The organism is Ilumatobacter sp. (genome assembly GCF_041688325.1).
GTDB lineage: Bacteria > Actinomycetota > Acidimicrobiia > Acidimicrobiales > Ilumatobacteraceae > Ilumatobacter_A.
The window spans coordinates 1-16,469 of sequence record NZ_JBDNIJ010000222.1; the positions used below are offsets into that span (position 1 = coordinate 1).

The window sequence follows — 16,469 nt, forward strand, 5'->3', positions numbered from 1 at the left end:
GCAATGTCGCGATTCGCTCGGACGATCCCCGTGTCGCATCTTGTCCTCAAGATGCCGGCACGGGGATCGTTTCGTTTTCGGTGCTGGGACACCCTGGGCTGCGGTCCGATCCGCTCCCAAGCACACCGTCGGCCCGCGTTCCGAGTGTCTCTGTTTCCGGATTGTGAACATCACGTTTCTGCACGCTCACACTCAGCAGGCGCTGCCTACGGTCCGGTCCCATGCTTCTCGCAGTGGACTCTGGAAATACCGCATGGGTGCTGATCTCGGCAGCACTCGTTCTCTTCATGACGCCTGGGTTGGCGTTCTTCTACGGCGGCATGGTGCGTTCGAAGAACGTGCTCGGCATGTTGATGCAAAACATGTTCGCCGTTGGTTTGGTGTCGACCATCTGGGCAATCGTCGGCTTCTCGCTCGTCTTCGGTGACAGCGGCAACGGTTGGATTGGCAACTTCGACTTCCTCTTCCTCGCCGACGTCACCAACCTCGACGGAGACATTCCCGGCATGGCCTTCGTCGCCTTTCAAATGATGTTCGCGGTCATCACCCCGGCACTGATCACCGGCGCCACAGCTGACCGGTTGAAATTTGGTTCGTACGCCGTGCTCATCGGATTCTGGTCATTGCTCGTCTATATCCCCGGCGCCAAGTGGGTGTTCAACGGCTGGCTCCTCGAGATGGGGGCACTCGACTTTGCTGGCGGCACGGCCATCCACATCAGCGCCGGTGTGGCAGCGCTCGCCGTCATCCTCGTCATCGGCAACCGCAAGGGCCACGGCGACGTGCCCATGCAACCGCACAACCTGCCGCTCACGGTCCTCGGTACCGGCATCTTGTGGTTCGGCTGGTTCGGATTCAACGCCGGTTCCGGCCTCGCCGCCGACGGCCTTGCGGCCCAAGCCCTGGTCAACACCCATCTCGCTGCTTCGACCGGCATGCTCGGCTGGCTCCTCGTGGAACGCTGGAAGGGTGGCCACGCAACTGTGCTCGGCGCTTGCTCCGGCGCTGTCGCCGGCCTCGTCGCCATCACTCCATGCGCCGGCTTCGTTGGTGGTGCCTCGCCACTGATCATTGGCTTCATCGCCGGAGCCTCGTGTTTCCTTGCGCTGACCATCAAGGAGAAAATGAACTGGGACGACAGCCTCGACGTCATCGCGGTGCACCTGATCGGCGGCATCGTCGGCACGCTGCTCCTCGGCCTGTTCGCCGATGCAGCCGTCAACCCAGTGATCGCCGAAAACAGCTCGGAAGGCCTCTTCTACGGCGGCGGCCTTGAGCTCCTCAAAGATCAGTTCGTTGCGGCCCTCGTGGTCGGCGTGTTCTCCTTCGTCGTCACGTATGCCATTGCCAAAACGATCGATGCAACGATGGGGCTGCGCGTCGGCGAGGATGCTGAGTACCAGGGTCTCGACCAGAGCCAGCACGCCGAGTCGGCGTACACCAGCTGACTCACTTTGAACATCACGCCGTGAACACTTCGCACGAACCGGGGACACCATGAAACTCATCACTGCAGTCATCAAACCCTTCAAGCTCGACGACGTGAAGGACGCCCTCAAGGCGATCGATGTCACCGGCATCACCGTCTCTGAGGTTCGCGGTTTCGGCCGCCAAGGCGGACACACCGAGACGTATCGCGGCGCCGAGTACAAGATCGACTTCGTTCCCAAGGTCAGCCTTGCCACCGTCGTCGACGAGGCACGTGTTGACGACGTGGTCGAAGCCATTGCCAAGGCGGCGGCCACCGGCAAGATCGGTGACGGCAAGATCTGGGTGACAAACGTCGATCGCGTCGTACGCATCCGCACCGGCGAAGAGGGCACCGACGCCGTTTAGCTTTGCCGTTACTCGTCCGTTTGCGTGACGATTGTGATTGCCATTTCAGCGCATTTCGTTCCGCAAACGATCAGTCCCGGTTTGCTCGACGCTGCCGCCAGTTGCGGAACTCGCCCCTGGTGGCGACCAAGCCCGCAACGATGATCAATCCGCCGACGATCAGGACCGGCCACGCGAACCCGTTGTCTTCGGCGGACGTCGACAGCAAAATCCCGAACATTCCGACATTCTCCCGTTTGCGTCGAGATTCCTGCGGACTGGTCAACGGAAACTTCGACGCAAACGGGGTTACGGCGTTGTCAGCCCTGCAGTGCACGGAGGTTGGTGATGGTCTTGCCAGCCCCCGCATCGACACTTTCAAGCGCCCGCAAAATCGCGACGAGGTTCCGGTCACGTTCTTGCGCGAGATCTCGGATGGAGCGACCTGCTGCTTGCTCGTCAGACTGCGCGGCGATGGTGTCGATCAGTTCGTCAGTCAGCTCTGGCGTGTCCATCAACTTGGTCCACGGCCATTTCAGCGCCGGCCCGAACTGCTCCATAAAGTGGCGCATACCACCCTCTCCGCCGGCAATCCGATAGGTCTCGAAGGTGCCCATTTGCGCCCACCGGAGGCCAAAGCCGTAGCGGATTGCATCGTCGATCTCTTCGGTGGTTGCGATGCCATCGTTGACCAGCCACAGCGCTTCACGCCACACGGCTTCGAGGAGGCGATCGGCAATGAAGGCATCGATCTCTTTACGCACGTGCAGCGGGTGCATGCCGAGCGCTCGGTAGGTGTCCATCGCCCGGTCGATAGTTCCCAGCGATGTCTGTTCGCCACCGACAATCTCGACGAGCGGTAACAGGTAGACCGGGTTAAACGGATGCGCAACGACGAGCCGTTCTGGGCGGATCATCGATGTGGCGAGGTCCGTTGGTTTGTACCCCGACGTGGACGACGCGATGATCGCATCAGCAGGTGCCGCAGCATCGATGGCAGCAAGTGTCGAGTGCTTGATGTCGAGCCGCTCTGGGACACTTTCCTGAATCAGCCCTGCGTGAGCGACGGCTTCTTCGATCGACGCACACAGTGTCAACGAACCAATGTGGTCTGTCGACAGGCCAAGTGCGTTCCATGCCGAGACAGCGTCGGCTAATACGTCGTCCAGGATTTTTGAAGCATCTGGCGATGGGTCGTATGCCGAAACGTCGATCCCCCGAAGCCGCATCCGCGCCGCCCAAGCAGCGCCGATCACCCCACACCCAACGACGGCACCACGCTGTGGCAGGTCAGCCATGCTTCGTCAGCTGCATCTTCTCGCGAACCTCGGCCGACGTCATGATGTCGAAGTTCATGCCGCTCAGAATGTCGACTGCCCGTTCGACAAGATCGCGGTTCGTCGCCAGCTGACCCCGGTCGAGGTACAGGTTGTCTTCGAGGCCGACACGGACGTTGCCGCCCGCGATCGCAGCAAGCGCCACGTATTCAAGCTGCTTGCGCCCAATCGAGAACGCACTGAACGTCCAACTGTCGGGGATGTTGTTGACCATCGCCATGAAGGTGTTCAAATCCGGTGGCGCACCCCACGGGATCCCCATACATAACTGCACCATGACCGGATCAGCGATGAGCCCCTGCTCGACGAGCGACTTCGCCTGCCAGAGGTGGCCTGTGTCGAACACTTCGATCTCGGGACGGACACCGAGTTCCTGGATCTGGCGAGCCATTTCGGCGAGGATCGACGGGGTGTTCGTCATGACGTAGTCACCCTCGCCGAAGTTCATCGAGCCGCAGTCGATGGTGCAGATCTCAGGGAGAATTTTGCGGACGTGGTCGAGCCGTTCGGACGCACCCACCATGTCGGTGCCTACCGCGGCAAGCGGCAGCGGGCTTTCGACAGGACCGAAGGTGACATCGCCACCCATGCCAGCGGTGAGGTTGATCACCGGGTCGACGTCAGAGGCACGGATCCGGTCGACCACTTCGGCGTAGTACTCGACTTCCCGTGACGGCGCACCTGTCTCGGGATCGCGGACATGGATGTGCACGACGGCTGCGCCTGCTTTGGCTGCTGCGATGCAGTCGTCGGCGATTGCCTCGGGGGTGTACGGCACCTTGTCAGACTTCCCGACGGTGTCGCCACTGCCGGTGACGGCGCAGGTGATGAAGACAGAGCTCATGAGGTTTCCTTCTAATCAGGGGTTCGAGGGTCAGGGGTTCGAGGGTCAGGGGTTCGAGGGAGGTTTTGAGGGACGGGTTCGGGGCGCGAGTTCGAGGGAGTGTTCGGAGCGTCACGATCGAGCACGCGTAGACGCGAGAGCAACTCGTCACTGTCGACGTAGCAGCCGGTGAGGACTCGCGATCCGGCGCCTGGATCGAATGCGTCGCGGCCGTGCAACATTCGCCGGTTGTCGAAGCCGATGATGTCGCCCGGCTCAAACCGAGAGCGCAGCATGAATCGTTCGTCGTGGGCAACGCTGGAGAAGACGCGCATCGCGTCGTACGCGCGCGGTACGTCGTCGGTCGCCATATCGGGTGCGAGCCGGACCGGGTAGAAGGCGCGCATGGTCAGTGGCGAGCCGGGCTGGCCATGGTCGATCACTGGGCCGATCCAGCGATGATCGCCGTCCAACGCCCGATTAGCGAACACCCAGTTCAAGGTGGTCAGTGCCGCGTACTCGGCCGGATGGTTTGCTTCGAGTTCGGCGACAACCGCAAGCCCGTCGGTCATTCGCGAAGCTCCCCCGGCGACCGTGTTCTCGACGCAGTGCAGGAACTGAAAGCCTGGCGGCGTCTCACGCGTCGGGAGGTCGGCGTGTTGACCGAGATTCAGGCCAGTGTTCGCTGTTGAATCCGCATCGAGGCGTGCCTCGACCGTGAAGATGTTGCCGAAGTTCGATCCGCGAATCGGACCGATTCGCGTGATCAGCGTTTCGAGAAACGCCCGATCGGCCGGAGTGTTGCGGAGCCGGGCGAAGCCGTACGTGTGCATTGCCCGCAGCCAGTCGCCAAACACCACAATGTCGTCGAGCACCGAGGCGCCATCAAAAGATGGCGGTTCGTCGAACGTGTCGGTCGTCCAGATCGTCAACGGACCGGGAATCGCTTCCGGTCGATGCCGTTGCGCAGCGATCGATCGCAACCATCCCGGGTGAACAATCGACTGCAGACCATCGCCCCACGTCAGCTCAAGCGCCCCGTCTTCGGTCCGTCGAGCCGCCGAGAGGAACGACGATTCGGGCAAGTCGGCTGGATCGACTGTGCTCTCTCGCGTGACCGGGTCGATCGCCCGCGAGTTCTCGAACAGCCACAACGAGTAGCAGTCGAGATCGAGCCCGTCAGACCAGCTGACGTGTACGTTCGGCAACGCGCCGCCAACGATGTCGATCGGCGCCCACGCATACGTGGCGAAGTCGGGTGAGGGCATGACCTCGATCATCAGCCGCGAGATTACACACTCAGCTGATCGAGCGTGCCGTCTCGCTCAGCGGCACGGCTGAGCGGTCCGCCGGCAGGGTCCGTGCGAGCCGGTCTCCGGTGTCCATCGTGACCCCCAGCCAATATCTCTCGTTCCGAAAGTGATGCAGCCGGTGGTTCTTGGCGAGCCGGGTGTAATAACGAGAACGGGGTCGATACCGCGAGTGCACGAGCAGGTGGACCCACTCGTAATGCAGCAGTGCGACAAGCCCGGTGAACCCGACTGTGGCGCCGATCGCCCGAGCCTCAGATACGACGCTCGGCGACAGGCCGACCAGGGAAAGGCTGATCAGCGAAAAGCCTGCAACAGCAGCAGCCACCGGAGCGATAATCGCCAGGCACGAACCGATTGCATTCGGCCGGCGCAGCAGCAGCCAGTCCACGTCATCCGGATCACGGTGGTGTCGCTCATGAGCGGCACGCGTGCCCAGCAGTTCGGCCAGCGTCGAGCCGGGCTCAGCATGCAGCAGCCGACGGTGGATCATCCACTCCACCGGGCCGAGTGCAACGACGACCGCGAGCACCGCAAGCGCATCACCGAACGACCAGTTGCCCAATGCCAATCGGACGACAGCCGCCAAACAAGTCGCAACGACAATCACCCGACCCGACGACGATCGGGCGAAGGCACGGGCCGCTCCGCCGAGCGAGGTGATGTCCCGAGCACGATGCACGACCACCACGGTACGTCTGGCGCTCCGTGCGCGCATATCGGTCCCCTCCGACGTCAGACACAGTTCCTGACTCGAACAGCGTCAGATTCGGTTGCAGGCGGGTTGATGTTGCCACCGCCGTCCGGCGTACAGTCGCCTGCATGACGACGATCGAGACGCCAGCCACTGACGCTGCCCCCAAGAAGGAGCGCTGGACTGCGCAGTGGAAAGAGCTGTACAGCGAAGTCATCACCAACAGCTTGTGCACAGGGTGTGCCGGTTGCGTCGTCACCTGTCCTCACGATGTGATTGGTTACGAACACGAAGAGGGCAAGTACATCCCATTCCATCTCGAAGAAGAGTTGGGCCTCGACAACTGCATCCACGGCGAAAAGGGCTGCACCACATGCACCCGCGCCTGCCCTCGCTTTCGCGCCTGGGAACCCGCTGCCGACATGCACCTGTTCGGCCGCCTCCGCGAACCCGATGAGATGGCCGGCATCTGGCGTCAGCTCTACCTCACCCGCGCGAGCGACGAGATGGTCAACAAGATGGGCCAGGACGGCGGCCTCGTGTCAGCAATGCTCATCTGGCTGCGCGAACACGACTACATCGACGCGGCCCTCGTGTCTGGCGTCGAAGAGGACGACGCGTGGAAGGCCAAGCCAGCCGTCGTGTCGACACGTGAAGAGATCCTCGCCACCGCGGGCTCGCGATACACCTATTGTGCCAACCCGCTCGCACTCCGCGAAGCCCAAGAAAAGGGCTTCAAGCGGCTCGCCCTCGTCGGCATGGGCTGCCAGACCTCATCGCCGCCCGTCATGTGGGATCGCAAAGCCGGAAAGGTCAGTAAGCCTTTCCTGTTCAACATCGGCCTGCTCTGTTCCAAGACGTTCGATGACGCCATCTTCGAAGAACTCTTCGAGGCCAAGTACGGCCTGAAGAAGCAAGACATGGTGAAGATGAACATCAAGGGCGCCTTCCAGATCTGGATGAAAGACGGCTCGTACCACGAGATCGACCTGAAGGAATGCCACGCGTGGACCCGCGAAGGCTGCAAGACCTGCCCCGACTTTGCCGCCGAACACTCCGACGTCGCCACGGGCGGCATCGGCGAAGACAACGACTGGACGCTCACCATCGTGCGCACCGAACTCGGCGAGGAAGTCATTGAGCGGATGATCGCTGACGGCTCGATCCTCGCGAAGCCCGCTCAGACCGACGAGACCGCAATGCGTCTGCTTCGCCTATTGTCGATCGTGAGCCGTCGTCGCTGGCCCCAAGGCGCTGACGCTGCCCCGTCGGTCGGCGTGCCGCCTCCCAAGAAGAAGGCTGCAGCTGTGACAGCCGAGCCGGCGTCGGAACCGAAGAAAGACTGATCAGAACGGCGTGGCGTCTGGCGCCACGCCATTGCTCACTTGTGGCTCACTTGCTGCACTCGGCGAGATCGGCCTCGAAGAGGTCAAGCGCAGTACCCGGGCCAGGATCGTTCGCAGCCTTGGTGATTGCGTCGTAATCTTCGTCCGAATAAATATCGAGCTTGTCAAACAAGCAGTCGTGGACTTCCTGCGTGATATCGCCCTGGATGAGGGCTGTGTCGACGATGTCTTCGGCGACGCGACGGTTGCCCGGGTCGGAGTTGCATGCACTCAGACCGAGCACGGCGACGACAGCGACACCGGTTACTCGCAGACGACGGGTGGTCGCAATATGGCGGGGCTGACGCTTCGAGTTCACAGTGGCGAAAGGCTACTGGCACGATGTCGGGATGCCGCTCCACCATGAGGCCCGCACGCTGCTCGACATGATGGAGGCAATCGGTGCACCGCCGCTCGATTCGCAGCCGCCAGCCGAAGCGCGAGCTACCCGCAAGGCGCTGGCGGCCGATCCGACTGAGCAGTGCCACGAGATTGTCGAAATTGATGCTGGCGGCGTTCCTGCACGTCTCTATCGAGCGGCACCAACCGGAACGACACCAGGGCTGCTCGTGTACATCCACGGCGGCGGCTGGGTGATCGGCGATCTTGACAGCCACGACAACGTTTGTCGATCGTTGACCAACCGCAGCGGGTCGACCGTGCTCAGCGTCGACTATCGGCTTGCGCCCGAGCATCCTTTCCCGGCAGGGCTGGACGACTGCAGAGCCGCAACCCAGTGGGCGTACAAGCACGCCGACGAACTCGGGATCGACCCGACGCGCATTGCCATCGGCGGCGACTCGGCGGGCGCGAACATCGCAGCTGTGGTGTGCCACGAGACCACCGTGCCACTTCGCTTCCAACTCTTGGTGTACCCGGTGGTCGATGTCCGGATGAATACAGAGTCCTACGACGAGAACGGCGAGGGCTATTTCTTGACCAAGAGTTCAATGCAGTGGTTCACCGAGCACTACCTGTCGGGCGGAGAGGGAACGCCTGACGACCCACGTGTCTCGCCGCTCCTCGCATCAGACGAGGTCCTGGCCGCTGGTCCGCCTGCGTTGGTGATTACCGCCGGGTTCGACCCGCTCCGCGACGAGGGCATTGCATACGCCGATCGGCTGTCGTCCCTCGGAGTCGTGGTGAGCCATGTCCACTTCTCCGGTCAGATCCACGCCTTCTACTCACTCCCCGATCAACTCGGTGATGCCCGGCTCGCACACGCGCTGTCAGCGCAGGCACTCATCGCCGCGCTTGGTTCCTGAGTCAGCCGGTCACACTGTGCCAGGCACAGTGTGACCGGCGAGCCCGTTGGCGCGGGTGAAGATCGCGTCGAGCATTGGTTCGGTCAGCCGCTTCGTAAACGTGTTTTGTTGGCTGACGTGATAACTACAGATGACCGTGAGCTTGCGGCCGTCCGATGAGGTGACGGGCACTTCGACTCCGTGACCGAACTTTGGTTTCGGACGAACACCGAAGAAGTTCATCGCTGCGTCGTACCCGAACGTGCCGAGACAGACCACAACGTTCGCGGCAGACAGGGCATCGAGTTCGCGCGTCAAAAACGGTCGGCACTCGTCGCGTTCAGTCGTTGTGGGCTTGTTCAGAGGCGGAGCGCACTTGACCGCCGATGTGACCCAGGCGTTGGTGAGCGTCAATCCGTCAGCGCTGGACGTGGACTCGGCCTGGTTAGCCAAGCCGGCGGTGTACATCGAGCGGAACAGCCAGTCGCCACTGCGATCGCCGGTGAACATCCGCCCGGTCCGGTTGGCTCCGTGGGCGGCGGGTGCGAGGCCGAGGATCACGATCTGTGCGGCTGGGTCGCCGAAGCCCGAGATGGCCTTGCCCCAGTAGTCGTCCTCGCGATACGCCGCTCGCTTCTCGAGAGCGACCTGCTCGCGCCACTCGACCAACCGCGGGCAGGCCCGACACGCGTGGATCTCCCGGGTCAGAACGTTCAGTGACTTTGAGCGCTGGGCGGGCGTCGGCATTGCAACCGACAGTAGGTTGGTGGTCCTCATGGCGACGACGACTGGCACCAAGAAATCAGCAGCACCAAAGCGTGCGGCCAAGCAAGCGGCGTCGAAGACGACAGGCCGGTCCAAGGCTGCCTCGAAGAAAGAAGCAGCCAACCAGGGCCAAAAGCCGACGACCATTCTGATGGTTCGTCATGGCCAGACACCAACGACGGGCAAAGTCCTACCTGGCCGTGCCAAAGGCCTCCACCTCGCTGACCTGGGCCACGAGCAGGCCAAGATCGCTGCCCTCCGTCTCGCCGAACTCAAGATCGACGCCGTGTACAGCTCACCACTTGAGCGGGCCAAAGAAACAGCCGCTCCGATCTCGGCAGCCTGCGGCCTGAAGACGCAGATCGAACGTGGCCTCTTCGAATGCGACTTTGGCGACTGGACTGGCAAAGAACTCAAGGATTTGATGAAGCTGCCGGAATGGCAGACCGTACAACGGGCACCGTCGACGTTCCGGTTCCCAAACGGCGAGAGCTTCACCGAGATGCAGACCCGTATGGTCGGAGCGCTCGACAAGCTACGCAAGCTGCACCCTGGCGGAACGATCGTCTGCGTCAGCCACGCCGACACGATCAAGGCAGCCGTTGCGCACGCCATGGGCACCCACATCGACCTGTTCCAGCGCATTGTCATCAGCCCTGCGTCGATTACCGCCGTCACCTGGCACGCGGGCGGGCCAATCGTGCTCGCCGTCAACTCGACCGGCCGGCCCCTCACCGAGTTGAAGCCTGCATGAGCGTCTTTTACGAATTTGACGACGTCGACGCCTTCACGACTGGCGCCGTCGGCGTGCCCGGTAACCGCACTTTCTTCATGCAGGTCAGGTCGGAGGGTCAGCGGGTAACGGTCAAGTGCGAGAAGCAGCAGACTGCGGCGATCGTCCAGTACCTCCGCAAGGTGCTCAGCGATCTACCACCGCCCGACGACCGGCCGATGCCTGGCGCCCTCGAACTTGCCGAGCCCGTCGACGCATCGTTCGTACTCGGCCCGATCGGCCTCGGCTACGACCGAGCCACCGACAAGCTCCTCATCCAGCTCGAAGAAGTGGGTGAGGTCGACGAAGACGGTGAGATGGTCGATGACGATCGAGGTCACGTCCGCCTGTACGTCAGCCGCGGCCAGGCAGCGGCCTTCTGCGATCACGCAGATCGCCTCGTCGAATCGGGCCGCCCTGACTGCCAATGGTGCACACGGCCGATCGATCCCGACGGCCACGCCTGCCCCCGCATGAACTGATCCGCATGTCACACGACGACATGGCCCTCGACGAGTTCGAAGCTGACGATGGATGGGATGACGAGTCCGATTCGGTCGAGCAGAAATCAGAAGACCGCGGTGTCGAACTCCGCATCGACTCGATCGAGGACCCCGTTGCGCACCTGCTCCAGGGCGAGATCGAGATCGAAGGGCGGATGCCGTACAGCAGCAACGCCACGTTCCTCGTCCACGTGGTCCGCGAAGGCAAGTCGCATCCGGCGATCTACAAGCCAATGCGTGGCGAGCGACCACTCTGGGACTTCGAGCCCGGCCTCCACCGTCGGGAGGTGGCGACGTATCGCATGAGCGAGGCGCTCGGCCTCGGAGTCATTCCGCCGACGGTGCTGCGTGACGGCCCCGCCGGCGAGGGGTCGGTGCAGTGGTTCGTCGCTGGCGACTTCTCCGAGCACTACTTCACGATTCGAGAAGTGCGACAGGACCTCGACGATCAGTTCAGAGCGATGGCGCTGCTCGACATCATCTGCAACAACACCGACCGTAAAAGCGGCCACTGCATCATCGTCCCCGAAAAGACGCTCGACGACGGCACCGACGTGCCCGCCCGGGTCTGGGGCATCGACCACGGGCTGTGCTTTGCTGCTGAGTACAAGCTCCGGACCGTCATCTGGGATTTCGCTGACGAAGAAATCCCCGAGCCGATGCTCGACGAGGTCAACAAACTCGTCGATCGGGTCCCGCTTGACATCGCGGTGTTGCTCAGCGACGAAGAGGTCGAAGCAATCCAGGGCCGGGCCGCCTGGTGCGTCAAACATCGCCGGTTCCCCACCGACCCAACTGGTCGGCGCTACCCCTGGCCCCTCGTCTGACAGGCGACTCGTTCGTGTGTCCACTGTTGACCCGAGGGAAAGTGGACTCTTTCGTGGGAGGATGCGGATATGTCCGACGAGCCGCACTTCGAGCCCGATGAAGACCTCCAAGATCTGATCCATGCGGCCGACCTCGACGGGTTGGTGCGGATGATCGACAACCGTTGTTCGTCACAAGACTGGGACGGGTTGTTGCGCTTGCGTGATCGCTCTCGGTCAGCCGTGAAAACCGGTCGCCAGCTCTGGCCGGCGGCCACGCTTGCCGAATACCGGCTCGCTCTGCTCGCGCCACCGCTGTTCGTTGGCATCGTCCTCGACGAGGCCGACGGACTGGCCGGACGCTTCACCACCGGCCCGCTGACCGAAGTTGCCGCACAGCACCACACCTGGATCGATCTCGAAGGTGAAGTCGGCCGCGGCCCACACGCTGCGTTCGTCGCCCATGAGCGGGCGATACGTGGCGAGATCATCAACGATCCCGAGCTCGCTCCTGTGCTCGACATTCCGACCGAGGTACAAGGCTGGGAACCGCGGTACGAAGTCGCCACGTACTCAGACAACGGTGCCGAATTTCCGGCCCCTGACCTCTCCGATGACTGGGAGGACATCGAGACGTCCACCGATGCCGAACGCCTCGACGACGAAGTTGAACTGGCCGTTCGTCAGCTTGTCGAACCGTGGACCAGCGGCTCCAATGGGCGGGCCGAGGTCGTCTGCGTCGAAGGTGACATCGGAGCAGCCATTGGTGCGCTTGGCGTCCGCCGCGCACGAATCGCTCCCCTCGAGCCAGCCGAGGCGCTTGCCTGGCTCGCTTGGGCCGGTGCGAGCGGCGGCGCTCACGGGCGACGGCGCGGCGCCTCGAGCGGTCGCTTCGGTGCCTGGTGGGTCATTGGCGCAATCGGCGACCTCCTCGACGACTGGCCGGTCAACCCTGACGAAATCGGTCAGGTCCTCAACGAACTCGACTGGTTCCGCTGGAACGCATTCGAACCAGAAATCGGCTGGGTGCTCCAGCTCGCGATCGAAGATCCTGATGAGGGCGTCGCTTGGGCAATCAGTGCCCGCGACGCCGTGTAGTCAGACCGTAATCAAACCGTCAACAGTCAGTGAATCAGACGCCGCGGGCACTGATCACCGCTGGGTCGGTGACCTCGATCATGATGCACTCGCCGGGGCACTCTTCGGCCGCGTCGGCAGCTGTATCAATGAGCGAGTCAGGAATGCGGGCAACGCCGTTCCCCATGTCGGGGCCGTGGCCGTCACCTTCGCCACCGTCGAACAGAATCGTCGTACCGAAATGCGATGCCTCTTCTTTCACGATCCAGAGACCGTCGTCACGAGCTTGGAAGACATCGGGGCAGATCTCTGAGCAGATGCCGTCGCCGGTGCAGAGGTCCTGATCGATCCAAACCATGAGAGCAGACATGGGCGGAGTTTAGGAGAGAACCAACGGGAAAAAGCAAAGAGCCGGACCCGTCAAAAGGTCCGGCTCTTCAATTCGATTCAATTCGGAAAGAGGTGATCAGCCTCGAGCCTGCAGGGCGGCGATGAGTTGGGGGAGAACCTTGTGCACGTCACCCACGATGCCAAGGTCGGCCACACCGAAGATCGGTGCTTCCTTGTCCTTGTTGATCGCAATGATGTTCTTCGAGCCCTTCATGCCCACCATGTGCTGGGTGGCGCCGGAGATGCCAGCAGCGATGTACACGGTCGGTTTGACGACCTTGCCGGTCTGGCCGACCTGGTAGCTGTACGGAACCCAGCCGGCATCGACAATCGCACGGGATGCGCCAGGCGCACCCTTGAGGAGCTTGGCAAGGGTCTCGATCATCTCGTACTTCTCGGCATCGCCAAGACCACGACCACCACCGACGACAACAGCTGCCTCGTCGAGCTTCGGACCGCTGGTTTCTTCGACGTGCACGGCGGTGACTGTTGCGCCTCCGGTTGCACCGAGCTCGCCAACAGCAGCCGCGATAATCTCGCCAGCGGCGCCAGCGCCACCAACTGCTTCGAAGCTCTTCGGACGGAATGCTGCGAGGAACGGACGCTCACCGGTGAACGTGGAGTTCACCAGCTTGGAGCCGCCGAAAATCGGCGTCTGGACCGTGACCGAGTCGCCGTCGACCGTGATGTCGGTCGAGTTGGTCAGCACCGTACGGTCGAGCTTGACCGACAGGCGGGCCATGACGTCGCGGCCTTCGTAGTTCTGCGGGAACATGATCAGGTCAGGAGCGTCGCCACCGGAGATCACGGCCTGCATTGCGGACGAAACCGCAGGGCCCGGAAGTGCACCGGCGAGGTCACCGGTCTCGTAGATCTTTGCGGCACCGTGATCGGCGAACGCTGCGGCCGCGCCACCGGCTGAGCCAACGACGAATGCCGTCACCGAACCGCCAAGCCTGTTGGCCTTAGAGAGCAGTTCGAGCGTGGCGGTGCTGGCGGTATCGCCGTCTGCCTGTGCGAACACCCAGATGTTGTTGATACTCATAATCAGATCACCTTCAGTCCGTCGAGGAACTCGACGATCTTGTTGAATGTTTCGCCATCGTCTTCGATGACCTCGCCAGCCTCGCGGGCGGGAGCGTCGTCAACCGATGAAATTTGCTGTGCCCAGGACACGGCTTCGATGCCGAGGTCGGCAGCGGTAACGGTGTCGACCGGCTTTGCCTTCGCGGCCATGATGCCCTTGAAGCTCGGGTAGCGGGGCTCGACGACGCCGGCGGTAACTGAAACCACCGCAGGGAGCGTGCAGATGACTTCGTCGTAACCGGCTTCGGTCTGACGGTCGACCTTGACGGTGCCACCATCGACGGTAATCGTCTTGGCGAAACCGACCGAGGGGAGTCCGAGGATTTCGGCCATCTGCTCGGGCACAGTGCCGGTGTAGCCGTCGGACGACTCGGTACCGGCGATGATCAGGTCGTAGTCACCAGCCCGACCGACAGCGCCGGCCAGGACCTTGGCGGTCGTCAGCGCATCAGCGCCGGCAAGCGCCGGGTCAGACACGAGGACTGCCTTCTCGGCACCCATGGCGAGTGCGGTACGGAGACCGGACACTTCGTCATTCGGGGCCATCGAGACCAGGGTGACAGAGCCTTCGCCAGCGGTATTGACAAGCTGGAGCGCCATTTCGACGCCATAGCTGTCTGACTCATCGAGGATGAGTTTCCCATCTCGCTTCAGCGTGTTGGTCGAGGGATCCAGCTCACCCGGCAGCGCCGGGTCGGGGATCTGTTTCACACAAACGATCACATTCATAAGGACACCCAAGTTACCGGTGAGTCAAGTACGAACCCAATTCGAGCTCGCCAATGTGACGCGCGTCGGGACGACCGCCTTGTACCGTTCCGGGCCGTGAAGGTCTTGCTCGTGGTCAACTCGTTCGCCTCGTCGGTGACAGCGCGTAACACCGTGGTCGTCCACCGCCGGTTGAGTCGGGGCCACGATGTCGAGATCGTGGAAACAAATCGCCGAGGACACGCAACCCGCTTTGCCCACGACGCGGCCCGCCGAGGCGTTGACGTCGTGATTGGCTACGGCGGCGACGGCACACTCAATGAGGTCGCCACCGGCATCGCTGGCACCGACACTGCGCTCGGTGTCCTGCCCGGTGGCTCAACCAACGTTTTTGCGCGCACCCTCGGGATGCCGAACGATCCGGTCCAAGCGGTCGAATACCTCGCCAGAGGCCTCGACGCCGCCGACCTCCGCCCGATCGGGCTCGGCCAGGTGAACGGTCGCTACTTCTGCTTCCACGTCGGCGTCGGCTACGACGCTGCTGTTGTTCAAGAGGTCGAAAAGCGTGGGTCGCTGAAGCGTTGGCTCGGGCACCCACTGTTCATCTACGCCGGCCTGTCGACCTGGCTCCGGGGATACGACCGCAAGCACCCGCACTTCCGCGTCAGCGGTGACGGAGGGGAGCCCGTCGACGACGGCTACCTCACCATCGTGCTCAACACGAACCCGTACACCTACCTCGGAAATCGGCCGCTCGACCTCTCCCCTGCCGCAACACTCGACCGCGGCTTGGTCGCCATCACATTCAAGACAATGAACGCACAGGCCATCCTCAGCTCACTCGCCGGCGCACTCAAGGGTGGCGGCGTGCAGCCCGCCGACCATCTCGACGTGCGGACCGACGTGAGTAACCTCGTGATTGAACACGCCACGCCGTTCCCCTATCAGGTCGACGGCGACGCACTCGGAGACACCGGACGACTCGAGTTCGTCCACGTGCCCGACGCCGTCAAGCTCGTGTTCCCCACAGCGCCGCCGGGCTGATTCGACGGCCGAGCGCCATCAGCGCCACGTCCGGCACATCGGTACAGGCTCCGTCGACACCAATCGCGGCAAGTTCTTGCAGCCGTTCCGGGTCATTGCAGGTCCAGGTGTTGATTGCGATGCCGGCGCCATGACAGCGATCAACCATTGCCTGATCGATGGTCGGCTCCCACGGGTGCACCGCAGCGTGGCCAGCCGCAGCGGTCCGCTCGATCACCTCGGGAGTGGCATTCGTCACGAGATAGGCCGTCATCAAGTCGGGTGCCAGTTCGCGGCATCGATGGATTGTGGCCCAGTCGAATGACGAGATGATCCAGCGCGATGGGTCACCGTGGTGACGCATCTCCGCAATGGCCAGCTCAGCAACGGCCACGGTCGAGTCATAGCCGGCCTCGTCATCGGAGTTCTTTATTTCGACGTTGACGAGCATGTCGCCGCACGCCGCGAGTACGTCCGAGAGGACCGGGTAGCCGTCGAGCGCGGCCGGTTCCGTCGGCAGCGGGTCATGCTTCACGATTAATCGACCGTCCGGCGCCAAGCGGACATCGAGTTCGACGCCGTCGGCTCCCATCTTGTCGGCAAACTCGAACGCCCGGATCGAGTTCTCTGGAGCGGCAGCCGAAGCGCCTCGATGTCCAATCACCAGCATGTTCGAAGTATTGCGGTCACCTGGCCACACATCCGAATCGGACCCCCACTATCCCCTCAGC

20 protein-coding genes are annotated in these 16,469 nt (G+C 62.7%); 9 read left to right on the forward strand and 11 right to left on the reverse strand.

Translation table 11 applies throughout. The features are described 5' to 3' along the window. The first annotated feature begins 221 nt into the window (after positions 1-221). Positions 222-1,448: an ammonium transporter gene (locus ACH2EI_RS12725; RefSeq protein ID WP_395155884.1), complete on the forward strand. Its 1,227-nt coding sequence runs from the start codon at positions 222-224 to the stop codon at positions 1,446-1,448. Between the two features lie 49 nt (positions 1,449-1,497). Then, on the forward strand, positions 1,498-1,836 hold the full coding sequence (locus tag ACH2EI_RS12730) for a P-II family nitrogen regulator (RefSeq protein WP_395155882.1): 339 nt from the start codon (positions 1,498-1,500) through the stop codon (positions 1,834-1,836). Between the two features lie 70 nt (positions 1,837-1,906). On the opposite strand, the gene ACH2EI_RS12735 is transcribed toward ACH2EI_RS12730, so the two are convergent. The 5 genes from ACH2EI_RS12735 to ACH2EI_RS12755 form a co-directional block, all read right to left on the reverse strand. Continuing rightward, on the reverse strand, positions 1,907-2,056 hold the full coding sequence (locus tag ACH2EI_RS12735) for a hypothetical protein (RefSeq protein ID WP_395155880.1): 150 nt from the start codon (positions 2,054-2,056) through the stop codon (positions 1,907-1,909). Positions 2,057-2,135: 79 nt separating this feature from the next. After that, on the reverse strand, positions 2,136-3,113 hold the full coding sequence (locus ACH2EI_RS12740; RefSeq protein WP_395155878.1) for a 3-hydroxyacyl-CoA dehydrogenase NAD-binding domain-containing protein: 978 nt from the start codon (positions 3,111-3,113) through the stop codon (positions 2,136-2,138). Further along, the gene (locus tag ACH2EI_RS12745) at positions 3,106-3,996 is read right to left on the reverse strand and encodes a 3-keto-5-aminohexanoate cleavage protein (RefSeq protein ID WP_395155876.1); all 891 of its coding nucleotides are present in this window, start codon (positions 3,994-3,996) and stop codon (positions 3,106-3,108) included. Before ACH2EI_RS12745 ends, ACH2EI_RS12740 begins: the two co-directional genes overlap by 8 nt. Positions 3,997-4,007: 11 nt before the next feature. After that, complete coding sequence (locus ACH2EI_RS12750) at positions 4,008-5,255, reverse strand: clavaminate synthase family protein (protein WP_395155874.1); 1,248 nt, start codon at positions 5,253-5,255, stop codon at positions 4,008-4,010. Between the two features lie 19 nt (positions 5,256-5,274). Next, positions 5,275-5,967, reverse strand: a complete 693-nt coding sequence (locus ACH2EI_RS12755; protein WP_395155872.1) for a sterol desaturase family protein — start codon at positions 5,965-5,967, stop codon at positions 5,275-5,277. A gap of 140 nt (positions 5,968-6,107) precedes the next feature. On the opposite strand from ACH2EI_RS12755, the gene ACH2EI_RS12760 reads away from it, so the two are divergent. Then, the gene (locus tag ACH2EI_RS12760; RefSeq protein WP_395155870.1) at positions 6,108-7,325 is read left to right on the forward strand and encodes a Coenzyme F420 hydrogenase/dehydrogenase, beta subunit C-terminal domain; all 1,218 of its coding nucleotides are present in this window, start codon (positions 6,108-6,110) and stop codon (positions 7,323-7,325) included. Positions 7,326-7,371: 46 nt separating this feature from the next. Here ACH2EI_RS12760 and ACH2EI_RS12765 read toward each other — a convergent pair whose 3' ends face one another. Further along, positions 7,372-7,683: a hypothetical protein gene (locus ACH2EI_RS12765; protein ID WP_395155868.1), complete on the reverse strand. Its 312-nt coding sequence runs from the start codon at positions 7,681-7,683 to the stop codon at positions 7,372-7,374. 31 nt (positions 7,684-7,714) lie between these two features. On the opposite strand from ACH2EI_RS12765, the gene ACH2EI_RS12770 reads away from it, so the two are divergent. Next, positions 7,715-8,629 carry an alpha/beta hydrolase gene (locus ACH2EI_RS12770; RefSeq protein ID WP_395155866.1) on the forward strand — a complete coding sequence of 305 codons (915 nt, stop codon included), beginning with the start codon at positions 7,715-7,717 and terminating at the stop codon, positions 8,627-8,629. Positions 8,630-8,638: 9 nt separating this feature from the next. Here the strand turns inward: ACH2EI_RS12770 and ACH2EI_RS12775 are convergent, their stop codons facing one another. After that, positions 8,639-9,355 carry a uracil-DNA glycosylase gene (locus ACH2EI_RS12775; protein WP_395160284.1) on the reverse strand — a complete coding sequence of 239 codons (717 nt, stop codon included), beginning with the start codon at positions 9,353-9,355 and terminating at the stop codon, positions 8,639-8,641. Positions 9,356-9,524: 169 nt separating this feature from the next. Between ACH2EI_RS12775 and ACH2EI_RS12780 the strand changes: the two genes are divergently transcribed. The 4 genes from ACH2EI_RS12780 (at position 9,525) to ACH2EI_RS12795 (ending at position 12,552) form a co-directional block, all read left to right on the forward strand. Continuing rightward, positions 9,525-10,127 carry an MSMEG_4193 family putative phosphomutase gene (locus tag ACH2EI_RS12780; RefSeq protein WP_395155898.1) on the forward strand — a complete coding sequence of 201 codons (603 nt, stop codon included), beginning with the start codon at positions 9,525-9,527 and terminating at the stop codon, positions 10,125-10,127. After that, entirely contained in the window at positions 10,124-10,627 is a 504-nt protein-coding gene (locus ACH2EI_RS12785) for a DUF3090 family protein (protein ID WP_395155862.1), read from the forward strand. The genes ACH2EI_RS12780 and ACH2EI_RS12785 overlap by 4 nt, the downstream gene beginning before the upstream one ends. Before the next feature lie 5 nt (positions 10,628-10,632). Next, positions 10,633-11,475: an SCO1664 family protein gene (locus tag ACH2EI_RS12790; RefSeq protein ID WP_395160286.1), complete on the forward strand. Its 843-nt coding sequence runs from the start codon at positions 10,633-10,635 to the stop codon at positions 11,473-11,475. A 69-nt stretch (positions 11,476-11,544) separates the two neighbouring features. Further along, positions 11,545-12,552: a hypothetical protein gene (locus ACH2EI_RS12795; protein ID WP_395155858.1), complete on the forward strand. Its 1,008-nt coding sequence runs from the start codon at positions 11,545-11,547 to the stop codon at positions 12,550-12,552. Positions 12,553-12,586: 34 nt separating this feature from the next. Here the strand turns inward: ACH2EI_RS12795 and ACH2EI_RS12800 are convergent, their stop codons facing one another. From ACH2EI_RS12800 to ACH2EI_RS12810, 3 genes are all read right to left on the reverse strand, one after another. Further along, positions 12,587-12,901 carry a ferredoxin gene (locus tag ACH2EI_RS12800; protein ID WP_395155856.1) on the reverse strand — a complete coding sequence of 105 codons (315 nt, stop codon included), beginning with the start codon at positions 12,899-12,901 and terminating at the stop codon, positions 12,587-12,589. A 96-nt stretch (positions 12,902-12,997) separates the two neighbouring features. Beyond that, complete coding sequence (locus ACH2EI_RS12805; RefSeq protein ID WP_395160288.1) at positions 12,998-13,966, reverse strand: electron transfer flavoprotein subunit alpha/FixB family protein; 969 nt, start codon at positions 13,964-13,966, stop codon at positions 12,998-13,000. A 2-nt stretch (positions 13,967-13,968) separates the two neighbouring features. Next, a complete protein-coding gene (locus tag ACH2EI_RS12810; protein WP_395155852.1) occupies positions 13,969-14,736 on the reverse strand; it encodes an electron transfer flavoprotein subunit beta/FixA family protein in 768 nt (255 codons plus the stop codon). 96 nt (positions 14,737-14,832) lie between these two features. Between ACH2EI_RS12810 and ACH2EI_RS12815 the strand changes: the two genes are divergently transcribed. Beyond that, the gene (locus ACH2EI_RS12815) at positions 14,833-15,759 is read left to right on the forward strand and encodes a diacylglycerol/lipid kinase family protein (protein ID WP_395160290.1); all 927 of its coding nucleotides are present in this window, start codon (positions 14,833-14,835) and stop codon (positions 15,757-15,759) included. On the opposite strand, the gene ACH2EI_RS12820 is transcribed toward ACH2EI_RS12815, so the two are convergent. Further along, on the reverse strand, positions 15,725-16,408 hold the full coding sequence (locus ACH2EI_RS12820) for a glycerophosphodiester phosphodiesterase (protein ID WP_395155848.1): 684 nt from the start codon (positions 16,406-16,408) through the stop codon (positions 15,725-15,727). The genes ACH2EI_RS12815 and ACH2EI_RS12820 overlap by 35 nt on opposite strands. Positions 16,409-16,469: the final 61 nt, after the last annotated feature.

Bases quoted from the DNA above. Each gene is read 5' to 3' on its own strand.
- ACH2EI_RS12725 (WP_395155884.1), top strand. From the start codon at position 222: ATGCTTCTCGCAGTGGACTCTGGAAATACCGCATGGGTGCTGATCTCG.
- ACH2EI_RS12730 (WP_395155882.1), top strand. From the start codon at position 1,498: ATGAAACTCATCACTGCAGTCATCAAACCCTTCAAGCTCGACGACGTG.
- ACH2EI_RS12735 (WP_395155880.1), bottom strand. From the start codon at position 2,056: ATGTTCGGGATTTTGCTGTCGACGTCCGCCGAAGACAACGGGTTCGCG.
- ACH2EI_RS12740 (WP_395155878.1), bottom strand. From the start codon at position 3,113: ATGGCTGACCTGCCACAGCGTGGTGCCGTCGTTGGGTGTGGGGTGATC.
- ACH2EI_RS12745 (WP_395155876.1), bottom strand. From the start codon at position 3,996: ATGAGCTCTGTCTTCATCACCTGCGCCGTCACCGGCAGTGGCGACACC.
- ACH2EI_RS12750 (WP_395155874.1), bottom strand. From the start codon at position 5,255: ATGATCGAGGTCATGCCCTCACCCGACTTCGCCACGTATGCGTGGGCG.
- ACH2EI_RS12760 (WP_395155870.1), top strand. From the start codon at position 6,108: ATGACGACGATCGAGACGCCAGCCACTGACGCTGCCCCCAAGAAGGAG.
- ACH2EI_RS12770 (WP_395155866.1), top strand. From the start codon at position 7,715: ATGCCGCTCCACCATGAGGCCCGCACGCTGCTCGACATGATGGAGGCA.
- ACH2EI_RS12775 (WP_395160284.1), bottom strand. From the start codon at position 9,355: ATGCCGACGCCCGCCCAGCGCTCAAAGTCACTGAACGTTCTGACCCGG.
- ACH2EI_RS12780 (WP_395155898.1), top strand. From the start codon at position 9,525: ATGGTTCGTCATGGCCAGACACCAACGACGGGCAAAGTCCTACCTGGC.
- ACH2EI_RS12785 (WP_395155862.1), top strand. From the start codon at position 10,124: ATGAGCGTCTTTTACGAATTTGACGACGTCGACGCCTTCACGACTGGC.
- ACH2EI_RS12790 (WP_395160286.1), top strand. From the start codon at position 10,633: ATGTCACACGACGACATGGCCCTCGACGAGTTCGAAGCTGACGATGGA.
- ACH2EI_RS12795 (WP_395155858.1), top strand. From the start codon at position 11,545: ATGTCCGACGAGCCGCACTTCGAGCCCGATGAAGACCTCCAAGATCTG.
- ACH2EI_RS12800 (WP_395155856.1), bottom strand. From the start codon at position 12,901: ATGTCTGCTCTCATGGTTTGGATCGATCAGGACCTCTGCACCGGCGAC.
- ACH2EI_RS12805 (WP_395160288.1), bottom strand. From the start codon at position 13,966: ATGAGTATCAACAACATCTGGGTGTTCGCACAGGCAGACGGCGATACC.
- ACH2EI_RS12810 (WP_395155852.1), bottom strand. From the start codon at position 14,736: ATGAATGTGATCGTTTGTGTGAAACAGATCCCCGACCCGGCGCTGCCG.
- ACH2EI_RS12820 (WP_395155848.1), bottom strand. From the start codon at position 16,408: ATGCTGGTGATTGGACATCGAGGCGCTTCGGCTGCCGCTCCAGAGAAC.